The organism is Desulfobacter sp. UBA2225, from assembly GCF_002348205.1.
Classification (GTDB): domain Bacteria; phylum Desulfobacterota; class Desulfobacteria; order Desulfobacterales; family Desulfobacteraceae; genus Desulfobacter; species Desulfobacter postgatei.
Genome location: NZ_DDYV01000292.1, coordinates 1 through 9,987 on the forward strand (window position 1 = coordinate 1; position 9,987 = coordinate 9,987).

The following is a 9,987-nucleotide window of genomic DNA, read 5'->3' on the forward strand; positions in this document are numbered from 1 at the left end:
GGATACAGCCATTGATGAACTTATCAATATGGGCAAAAAGGCCACACCGCTTCTCACAAAGGCATTCCAGAATGCGGAAGCCGACTATATGGTGCACCTGATCACCACCCTTGGCTACATTGAGGATCAGGCTGCCATTCCCGCCATCATGGACATTATCAATACCCAACCCCAGGATGCCAACATCCGCCAGGCTGCGTACGAAGCCATGGAACGTATTCCGTCTCCCCGGACAGCCATCTGCCTGGTCCAGGGTCTCCAGGATCCCGAAGAATCCGTTCGCATGAGTGCGGCCCGGGCCATTGACAAAAACCTGTCCAAACCATTGGTGGCCGGACTGAAAAATATTATCAGGGACAAATCCACTGAAGCAGTATTAACTATAGGTGCACTTATAGACACGGAAGCAACCAATATTTTCAATTTNNGGTGAAGAATCCTTCAGGGAAATTGCCGGTAAACATATTACTGAAAAGGCATCTCCTGCCATCCGCAAGGCCTTCTTGAAAAATATGGCATCCATTGGTCAAATTGAGTTTGCCAAAGAAATTGCATCCAAAATCACAGGGAACACTCAGGCAGAATCGCCAGCTACAATGAAAATTGTAGTGGTGGATGATTCAAAAATGATGCTCAGGCTTTACCAGAACAAATTATCAGCATTAGGACTTGGTTGTGAAATCTATCACCGCCCGGAAGATGCGGTGAAACGGATACTGTCCGGAAAAACAGACCTCGTCATTACGGATTTAAATATGCCCAACATCAGTGGCCTGGAACTGACTACGGAAATAAGGCGCAAATTCACCCGGACGGATCTGCCCATTCTGATGATCACCACTCAAAGTGATTTTGTAAAAGAAAAAGAAGGAGATGTGAATGTCGACGCATCCCTTTTGAAAAAAATCGGCATCAATAGAATCCTTCACAAACCGTTTAGTGACACTAATTTCAAAGAAGCCGTATGTAAACTGCTGCCCTTCGATCCCTGTGAATCGGAATAGAACATTGTGATATACCCTATACAGGAAACATGCTATATTCTACGTTTAAAGTAGTCGTATCAGAACGCAGCAAATTTTAAACACAGCTCCCCTGCTAAGGAGCCCTGTAAAACGGGATTTTACCCATGATTAGAAAAGCCCTTATCCATGATGTTGCCCCCATACATGCCCTGCTTCAATTTTATGCCCAAAAAGGAGAGCTTTTAGGGCGGCCGTTAAGCAACCTTTACGACCATTTACGGGATTTCTGGGTATATGAGGATGAAGATACCGGCATAATAGCAGGTTGTGCAGCGTTAGCCTTTTGTTGGGAAGATATCGCGGAAATCAGATCCGTTGCAGTAAAAGAGGAATACCATGGACAGGGGATCGGATCGGCCCTTACAGAACGCTGTATCCAGGAAGCCTTCTATTTTAAATTGAAAACATTATTTGCAATGACCTACCGCCCGGATTTTTTCGCCCGTTTCGGATTTAAAATAACTGAAAAAAACAATCTGCCCATGGTCAAAATATGGGCCGGATGCCTGGACTGTGTCAAGTTTCCCGATTGTGATGAGATTGCAATGATCAAAGAATTATAGTCATTGTCTATGCATAAACCATCTTGTAGGGAATGGGCGCGTATTTTGATACGGACGGTTTGGGAAGGATTTGTTCTTCGGCCACGGTCAGCCAGTTATTATCCGGATTCAGTTCTCGAAGGCGTCCGCCTTCCGAAGGCAGGGCATGGCTGGTGTAATCATACCAGACATTGAAAATACAGATATAAAATTTTCCCTCGCGGGCCACCACATAATTATTGGTAAAGGTGCTCTGGGGAAGCCCCTCCTGCTGGGACAAGGCTTTGACCTGGTCAACCTCAAGCTTCACCAGAACGGACTTTGACACGCCTTTTTCATCAAGGCGAAGCAGGCTTCGGGATTCGCTGGACCCAACATACACCGTAGTAATTGAGTCGAGCTGCCGGAAATACTGGGCAGCGACAACGGCAGCTGTCCGTCTTCCACCGGCCAACACAGGTACCCCATAATATTCAAACAATTTTTTTTGCATATTTTCAGCGTAACAATCCCCTTTCTCGTAAAGATCTTTGGAGATATAACGTAAAAATTTGGCAAGGTTTTCCGATGCATCTGCAATGGGCCAATCCACCCTGACGTGAAAATGGGTCAGGGCGTATTGGGTCTTCAAGCGGTGGTTGGGCTGAATTAAAATGGCATAATCCACGGGCAGCAGGTTTTTAAGAAGAGAAAAAAAACCGTCAGACTCAAAACATTTTATATTCCGGTTATAATTTTCAAGGTCAGGAAAATCTTTAAGCCGGAGCAGATTGGTTTTCGTGGTTTTATTAACGTCAAAGTACCGGATATACTTTTTATGCGTTTTATCAATATACTCTTCACAGAAAATAATCAGAAAAGAATTTTGTGCCTCAAACTCCACGGAAGGGATGCGCGCCCGGGGTTTGAGTTCCCTTAACTCAACAAAGGGATAAGGGGTCCGAAGCTTTAAAAAATTATTGTAGGACCCCACAAGGCAGTAATCCAGGACAAACTGATCCAGTTCATCCCTTAATACCTGGTAATAGGAGCGGCGCAGCCGGTCTTCCCTGCTCAGAGCATGCCGTAATTTGCAAAACTTCACCTCACGTTAATCCTTTCAAGTTAAACTATTCCAGGGCAGCCACCCCTGGTAGCACTTTCCCTTCCATCATATGAAGAAAAGCCCCACCTCCGGTTGAGATGTAGCTGACTTTTTCCGTGATCCCGCATTGTTTGGCGGCAAGGCCCGTATCCCCCCCACCCACGACGGAAAAGGCAGAAGATTCGGCAATGGCATCCGCCAGGGTCTGAGTACCTGCAGCGAATCGCTCCATTTCAAACACCCCCATGGGGCCGTTCCAGACAATGGTACCGGCCCTGGCAATGCTCTTGGCAAAGCTTTTGGCACTTTCAGGCCCAATATCCAGAGCCATCCAGCCATCCGGAATCTCATCCAAAGAAACAATCCGAGACTCGGCATCCTTATCAAAACGCTCCGCAACAACCAGGTCTACGGGTAAAGCCAAGTCAATGCCTTTTTCCTTTGCATGGTCCATGATATCCGAGGCGGTCTGAATCAAGTCCGCTTCAATCATGGAACCCTTCGTATCCACGCCTTTTGCCGCAAGAAAGGTATTGGCCATGGCACCACCGATAATCATGCAGTCTACAAACTTGAGCATATTTTCAAGGGCAGCCAGTTTGCTCGAAACTTTTGCACCGCCAATCACAACGACGAGCGGTTTCTTAGGATTTTGCACAGAATCGTAATATGAACGAACCTCTTTTTCAAGCAGAAAACCGGCTGCAGAGGATTTCGCATACCGGGTAATACCGGTAACCGATGCCTGGTCCCGATGGGAGACGGCAAAGGCATTGTTCACATAAACGTCGCAAAGCTCTGCAAGGGCCTTTGCAAATTCAGGATTGTTTTTCTTCTCCTCATCGTGAAATCTTAAATTTTCAAGCATGAGAATCTGGCCGGGGCCAAGGGATTCCACCTGCTTTTTCACCGCATCCCCAATGCAGTCATCGGCAAATGCCACCGGCATGCTTAAAAGCTCCGACAACCTGACCGCTGCAGGCTTAAGGCTGAATTTTTCGTCCCGCCCACCTTTGGGACGGCCCAGATGGGAAGCCAGTACCAGCTTAGCCTTTTTTTCAATCAAATAGGAAATCAGTTCCAGGGTGGCCCGGATCCGGTTATCGTCTGTAATATTTCCATGGTCGTCCATGGGCAGGTTGTAGTCCACCCGGATAAAAAGGGTCTTGCCGTTTACATCTATATCTCGAATCGACTTCATGTTTCCTCCTAATAAAAAGCTTAGTACTATTTCTTCATTTTCAGGCCACGCCTGTACGCCTGTTTCTTTCTGGACCAGCGTTCAAAAAAGGAGATGGCCCCGGCTTTGCTGGAACGTTCAATAACCTCTTCTTCAACCTGAATCCCGTTCTTTGTGGCCATGGCCTGTTGAAGGCACTTGGTTTTCACAGGACAATGGTAAAAGCATTGTTCCGGGGTTTCCCGCAACCCATTGGGCCCCATGGGAAACACTTTTTCAAGATCGCCAAAGCAGTCAGGAAGCTCGTCGTTGCTCGTCATTTAATCTGTTCATACTCCTTTTGGAATTGCGCCATTACCCCCTGGGCCGCAAAACTGTAATACCCCTGGCTGCCTGTGACAAGATGGTCGTGGATATGAATGCCGGCAAATGCCAGGGCAACATACAGGGTCCGGGTAATACGGATATCCTGGGCTGACGGGGTAATATCCCCGGATGGATGATTATGCGCTAAAACCACTGATGCCGCATTGTGTGCAATGCTGCGTGCAATGACTTCCCGTGGATATACAGCCGAGGCTGAAAGGGTTCCGGTGAAAAGGACTTCCGATGCCAAGACCCTGTTTTTGGCATCCAGGAATATCCCTAAAAAATGTTCTTTGTTTTTGTAACCAATAGTCTGGTTTAAATATGCGATAAGGCTTTCAGGATTACTGACCACATCCATCTTGAGTATGCGCGTTTCAAGATACCGGTCTGCCACAGCCTTGATCAGGTGAATCCCGAAGCTGTTGACAGGCCCCACCCCGTTAACCCGACAAAGGGCCTGGGTATCGGCCTCCAGCACCCGGGGCAGGGTTTTAAATTCTGCTAAAAGATCTTTGGCAGCCTGTTTGGTATCCTTTCGCGGGGTGTTCAGAGCCAAAAGCAGTTCCAGGACCTCATAGTCCTGGAACCCTGACAGGCCCCCCTGGAGGAAGCGCTCCCTCAGGCGCCGCCGGTGTCCGGCACCCTTATTCGTCGTCTCCCTGGTCATCAATCGGGTCATCCGTATCAAGATCTTCCGGATACATATCCGTTTCCGGGTCATCCAAGAGGTCGGCATCATCCCCATCCGGATGAAAACGTGTGCCACCCTCATCAGGTTCACCATCCTCTTTAGGAAGCCGGGCAATGCCGATAAGCGTCTCTTCCTTGGCCAGGTTAATGAGTCGGACCCCCTGAGTATTTCTGGAAATCACGTTGATCCCGCAGATGTCGGTACGGATCAGTTTTCCTTTATCCGTAATCATCATCAACTCATCATTGTCTCCCACCAGGGCAAGGGCCATCATTTTACCGTTGCGCTTGGATGTTTTGATGGAAAAAACGCCTTTACCCCCCCGGGCCTGGGTTTTGTACTCCTCAATTTTAGAGCGCTTACCATAACCGTTTTCCGTAACCGTTAAAAGTGTCTCTTCATCCCCCAGCACCTCCATGCCCACCACCCGGGCACCTTCGTCTATGCGCATGCCCCGCACGCCCATGGCGCCACGGCCCATATCACGGACGTCATCTTCATTGAAGCGGATTACCTTACCCCCTTCGGACCCCAAAAAGATCTCCTGGTTGCCATCGGTGATGCGTGCGGCAATGAGTTCATCACCGTCAGCCAGGGTCACACCGATAAGGCCCCCGGCCCGGGGACGTGAATAGGCCATCAACTCGGTCTTCTTCACCCGGCCTTTTTTGGTGGCCATGACCACGTACCGGTTCTCTGTAAATTCATCCACGGTAAGCACAGTGGCAAGTTTTTCGCCCTCATCAAAATTAAGCAGGTTCACAATGGCTTTACCAAGTGAGGAGCGGCCTGCCATGGGCAATTCATACACCTTGGCCTGATACACCTTGCCGAAATTGGTGATAAACAGGAAAGTGGCGTGGGTGGAGGCCACAAAGAGATGTTCCACAAAATCGTCGGATTTGGTTCCCATGGCGGTCTTGCCTTTCCCACCCCGGTGCTGACTGGCATAAAGGGTAATGGGATTACGCTTGATGTATCCGCTGCGGGTCACCGTGACCACCATGTCTTCTTCGGCAATAAGATCTTCAATGGAAATTTCAACAGTGCTCTCCACGATACGCGTGCGGCGCCCATCCCCAAACTCATCATTGAGTTCTGTCAATTCATCCTTGATCAGTCCCCGGACCACGGTTTCTGAGCCAAGGATCTCCTTGAACCAGGTAATATCCTTGAGCAGCTCCTGGTATTCGGTTTCAATCTTTTCCCGCTCCAATCCGGTGAGCCGCTGCAGCCGCATGTCCAAAATGGCCTGAGCCTGGATCTCAGTCAGCTCAAACCGGTTTATCAAACCGGTTTTGGCCTCTTCCGGTGACCCGGAAGCCCGGATCAGGGCCACCACTTCATCCAGGTTATCCAGGGCAATCTTCAACCCTTCCAGAATATGGGCACGTTCTTTTGCCTTGCGCAGATCATAGCGGGTACGCCGGATAATGACGTTGGTTCTGTGGGAAATAAAGTGGTTGAGGATTTCCTTAAGGGAGAGCAGCTCAGGCCGATTATTAACCACCGCCAGGAAGATGATGCCAAAGCTGGTCTGCATATTGGTATGCTTGTAGAGCTGATTAATAACCACTTCAGACATCTGATCGCGTTTAAGCCCAATGGCCATGCGCATGCCATCACGGTCGGATTCATCCCGAACATAAGAGACGCCGGTAATCACCTTATCCCGGACCAGCTCGGCGATCTTTTCCACCAGCTTGGCCTTGTTCACCTGGTAGGGCAGTTCAGTGACCACAATGGTTTCCTGGCCGTTTTTCTTATTTTCCTCCACCTCGACTTTGGCCCGCAGCGTTATAATCCCCCGGCCGGTGTCATAAGCCTCAAAAATCCCCTTGGTGCCGTAGATATGGCCATAGGTGGGAAAATCCGGTGCCGGGATATGGGTCATCAATGCCCTTGTGTCCATGCCCGGATTATCTATGAGTGCTTTTAACCCTTCAATAACTTCACTGATATTGTGGGGCGGCACATTTGTGGTCATGCCCACGGCAATGCCCGAGGACCCGTTGACCAGCAATGCCGGAAATTTTGTGGGGAGTACCGTGGGTTCTTCCAGGGTTTCATCATAGTTGGAGATGAATTCTACGGTCTCCTTCTCAAGATCGGCCAGCATCTGGTGAGAGAGTTTGCGCATACGGATTTCCGTATAACGCATGGCCGCCGGAGAGTCGCCGTCCACGGAGCCGAAATTGCCCTGGCCGTCCACCAGGGTATAACGCAGGGAGAAGTCCTGGGCCATGCGGACAATGGTGTCATACACGGCAGTGTCCCCGTGGGGGTGGTATTTACCAATCACATCACCCACGATACGGGCAGATTTTTTATAGGGTTTATTCCAGTCATTATGCAACTGCTGCATGGCGTATAACACACGCCGGTGGACCGGTTTCAACCCGTCCCGCACATCGGGCAAGGCCCGCCCGATAATGACACTCATGGCATACTCGAGATAGGACTGCCTCATCTCCTTCTCAATACTGGTGCTTTCGTTTTGAATCATCCTAAATTAACTGCTCCCGATTAAATTGCTTATGAGAAAATCCCTTCAAGCCGTTTTCAGATACCTTCAAGGCGCATTAAGGGAATAACCCTGGTGAAATTATTGGTCAGACCATGAATCCAGAAGCCCCTTGCCCGGTTCCACCATGGACTGAAACGTGGAAAAATAAATATCGGAAAGGGTCAAAAACAAAGTAGCGATCAAAGGCCCGTAAATTATACCTAAAAGTCCGTATACGTTCAAACCGCCGATAATGGAAAAAAACACAATCAGCGGGTGCATGGCCACCCGATCTCCCACCAGCTTGGGTTTAAAAAGGTACTCAACCCCCCATGACAAAACAGCATAAAATCCAGCAATAAAAAAGCCTTTACCCAAACTGCCGGTCAAAAGGAAAAACAAGGCCGCAGGCAGCATGATCACACCAATGCCGACAATGGGCAGAAAGGCCAGAAACCCCATGATGACGCCCCATAAAAAAGGAGAATTCAGCCCGAGAGACCAGAACAACACCCCACCCGCAACCCCTTGAATCAATCCGCCCAGCCCGTTCCCGATGAGTACGGCACCGGCCATTCCGTTGAACTTTTCGAAAAGCTTGCGGTCATGCTCGTCCTTGAGCGGAGACAAATCATACATGTACTGTATGAAGCGTTCACCATCCATGAACATGTAGAAAACCACAATGAGCATCAAAAAAAAGTAAAACACCAAATTCAGCAGGTTGGAGGTCAGAAACCTGGCCTGCTGGAACAGTGAAAAGCCTAAGTTTTTTCCAACTTCAGTCAAAGGGTCGATCAACTCACGCCAGGTGATATGGGTGTGAATATTGGCCCTGATTAGAAATTCGTTGATCCGCTCAAGGGCCCTGGTGCTTTCCAAAAAATCAATCAGATTTTTGGAAAACACCGCATCCTTTGCCAGGGTGTAAAGCCCCAAAGCTTCCCTGGAAAGAATGCCCACAAAAAAGACAACTGGAATAAAGACTATGAAAAAAACAGCCAGGCAGGTAATAACCGAAGCTGGCCGTGCAGGCATAAATCTATGCAGTTTTTTAAATACAGGTCTGAAAATACCGGCAATGACGATGCCAAGAAGCAGGCTTGCAAAAAATGGAGCTATCACTTTTCCCACCAGAAAAATGGATATGCAAAACAGAGTCAGAAAAAAAAAGAACACTGCCCGATGAAAAATATTCTGCTCCAAATATACCTGCCTAAAAAATGAGGTAAAGCCGCATCATGCAGAAAGTTTTCTGCACAGGTGCGGCTTTGCCTTTAATGTACGAAATGCCCGGCGTTAACTGCTGATAAATCCCAGGGCAGCCAGCACCAGCAACAATTCCCAGATAATCACCTGGGTAAAACTTCCAAAGGAATGGTATACAATTCCGCCGCCTACGATGGCAGGTACGGCCGTGAATATCAATACCCCAAGTTTGCGTGGAATATCCATGGTTTTACACCTCTTTTTTCAATTCAATTTCAATCAGTTATACCGGCAATATTAATTTGTCTGTTTAGCATTTTAAGGGCCTGAAGTAAAGGAGAACATGGCGGAAAATCCCAACAATCTACCGTTCAATAATCATTCCCTGATCTTTCAGGGTTGCAGGGGAAAAAGCCATCAGCTGTTTATCGTGTTCTTTTTCAGATCCAGCCATGCCTCAAGGCGCTGCTTTACTGTTTTTTCATACCCCCTGGCGGTGGGATGGTAGAATCGTCTGCCTTCAAGGGGTTCCGGCAAATAAGACTGGGATGCATACCCATGCGTGTAATCGTGGGCGTACTTGTAACCGTTGCCGTAACCCATCTGTTTCATTAATCCGGTGGGCGCATTTCGAATATGCATGGGCACGGGCAGAGACCCATATTTTTTCACGACCTCCTGAACCTGTTTCTGGGCCGCATACACGGCATTACTTTTTGGCGCTGTAGCCAAATACACAGCGGCCTGGTACAAAGAACCGTCCCCTTCGGGACGCCCCAAGCGCCTGAATGAGGCATCCGCAGTCATGGCCATGGTCAACGCCCCGGGATCGGCAAGGCCGATATCCTCGGTGGCAAGGCGAATCATCCGCCGTAATATATAAATGGGATCATCTCCTGCAGCCAGCATCCGCTCAAGCCAGTACATGGCCGCGTCCGGATCACTACCCCGCACACTTTTGATAAAGGCGGAGATCAGATTAAAGTGATCTTCCCCTGCCTTGTCATGGCGTAAAAGTTTTTGGGCCACCACACCCCTGACATCGTCCACATCCAGCGTGTTGCCGTCCCTGCGGTTCAAGGCACAGGCCTCAAGACTTGTCAGTGCGGCCCTTGCATCTCCATCAGATGCGGCGGCGATGTATTCAATAGCCTCTTTGGAAAATATATCTGATGACAGACCAAGCCCCTTGACTTTATCGATTAAAGCCCGGTTCAAAATCCGTACAATAGCACCCGGGGACAGGCTGTTCATGGAAAAAACCCGGCATCTGGATACCAGGGCGGGATTGACTTCAAAGGAAGGGTTTTCCGTGGTGGCCCCGATCAGGGTGATCAATCCGTTTTCCACATGAAAAAGAAAGGCATCCTGCTGGGATTTG

The 9,987-nt window shown here is 48.9% G+C and carries 11 protein-coding genes; 3 read left to right on the forward strand and 8 right to left on the reverse strand.

All coding sequences use genetic code 11. The features are described from left to right. The 3 genes from B3D59_RS15260 to B3D59_RS15270 all read left to right on the forward strand — a co-directional run. On the forward strand, nucleotides 1-433 hold a 433-nt coding region (locus B3D59_RS15260; RefSeq protein WP_286821470.1), incomplete at its 5' end, for a HEAT repeat domain-containing protein. Between the two features lie 79 nt (nucleotides 434-512). Beyond that, the gene (locus tag B3D59_RS15265; RefSeq protein WP_286821472.1) at nucleotides 513-1,004 is read left to right on the forward strand and encodes a response regulator; all 492 of its coding nucleotides are present in this window, start codon (nucleotides 513-515) and stop codon (nucleotides 1,002-1,004) included. Between the two features lie 125 nt (nucleotides 1,005-1,129). Then, nucleotides 1,130-1,588 carry an N-acetyltransferase gene (locus B3D59_RS15270; RefSeq protein WP_286821479.1) on the forward strand — a complete coding sequence of 153 codons (459 nt, stop codon included), beginning with the start codon at nucleotides 1,130-1,132 and terminating at the stop codon, nucleotides 1,586-1,588. Nucleotides 1,589-1,595: 7 nt separating this feature from the next. Here B3D59_RS15270 and B3D59_RS15275 read toward each other — a convergent pair whose 3' ends face one another. The 8 genes from B3D59_RS15275 to B3D59_RS15310 form a co-directional block, all read right to left on the reverse strand. Further along, nucleotides 1,596-2,651, reverse strand: a complete 1,056-nt coding sequence (locus B3D59_RS15275; RefSeq protein WP_004073761.1) for a hypothetical protein — start codon at nucleotides 2,649-2,651, stop codon at nucleotides 1,596-1,598. 25 nt (nucleotides 2,652-2,676) lie between these two features. Then, nucleotides 2,677-3,852, reverse strand: coding sequence for a phosphoglycerate kinase (locus B3D59_RS15280; RefSeq protein WP_286821489.1), 1,176 nt, complete (start codon nucleotides 3,850-3,852; stop codon nucleotides 2,677-2,679). A 26-nt stretch (nucleotides 3,853-3,878) separates the two neighbouring features. Then, nucleotides 3,879-4,151 (reverse strand): hypothetical protein, encoded by a 273-nt coding sequence (locus tag B3D59_RS15285; RefSeq protein ID WP_276999599.1) that lies wholly within the window; start codon nucleotides 4,149-4,151, stop codon nucleotides 3,879-3,881. Then, on the reverse strand, nucleotides 4,148-4,867 hold the full coding sequence (gene radC / locus B3D59_RS15290; protein ID WP_286821515.1) for a RadC family protein: 720 nt from the start codon (nucleotides 4,865-4,867) through the stop codon (nucleotides 4,148-4,150). The genes B3D59_RS15285 and radC overlap by 4 nt, the downstream gene beginning before the upstream one ends. Beyond that, nucleotides 4,845-7,397 (reverse strand): DNA gyrase subunit A, encoded by a 2,553-nt coding sequence (gene gyrA, locus B3D59_RS15295; protein WP_286821496.1) that lies wholly within the window; start codon nucleotides 7,395-7,397, stop codon nucleotides 4,845-4,847. The genes radC and gyrA overlap by 23 nt, the downstream gene beginning before the upstream one ends. A 99-nt stretch (nucleotides 7,398-7,496) precedes the next feature. After that, complete coding sequence (locus tag B3D59_RS15300) at nucleotides 7,497-8,576, reverse strand: AI-2E family transporter (protein WP_286821517.1); 1,080 nt, start codon at nucleotides 8,574-8,576, stop codon at nucleotides 7,497-7,499. A 120-nt stretch (nucleotides 8,577-8,696) separates the two neighbouring features. Beyond that, on the reverse strand, nucleotides 8,697-8,852 hold the full coding sequence (locus tag B3D59_RS15305) for a hypothetical protein (RefSeq protein WP_286821499.1): 156 nt from the start codon (nucleotides 8,850-8,852) through the stop codon (nucleotides 8,697-8,699). Between the two features lie 171 nt (nucleotides 8,853-9,023). After that, nucleotides 9,024-9,987: replication-associated recombination protein A (locus tag B3D59_RS15310; RefSeq protein WP_286821510.1), on the reverse strand; the 964-nt coding region annotated here is incomplete at its 5' end.

Excerpts from the sequence above, each read along its gene's own strand:
- B3D59_RS15280 (WP_286821489.1), bottom strand. The coding sequence starts at position 3,852 with ATGAAGTCGATTCGAGATATAGATGTAAACGGCAAGACCCTTTTTATC.
- B3D59_RS15270 (WP_286821479.1), top strand. The coding sequence starts at position 1,130 with ATGATTAGAAAAGCCCTTATCCATGATGTTGCCCCCATACATGCCCTG.
- radC (WP_286821515.1), bottom strand. The coding sequence starts at position 4,867 with ATGACCAGGGAGACGACGAATAAGGGTGCCGGACACCGGCGGCGCCTG.
- B3D59_RS15265 (WP_286821472.1), top strand. The coding sequence starts at position 513 with ATGGCATCCATTGGTCAAATTGAGTTTGCCAAAGAAATTGCATCCAAA.
- B3D59_RS15285 (WP_276999599.1), bottom strand. The coding sequence starts at position 4,151 with ATGACGAGCAACGACGAGCTTCCTGACTGCTTTGGCGATCTTGAAAAA.
- gyrA (WP_286821496.1), bottom strand. The coding sequence starts at position 7,397 with ATGATTCAAAACGAAAGCACCAGTATTGAGAAGGAGATGAGGCAGTCC.
- B3D59_RS15305 (WP_286821499.1), bottom strand. The coding sequence starts at position 8,852 with ATGGATATTCCACGCAAACTTGGGGTATTGATATTCACGGCCGTACCT.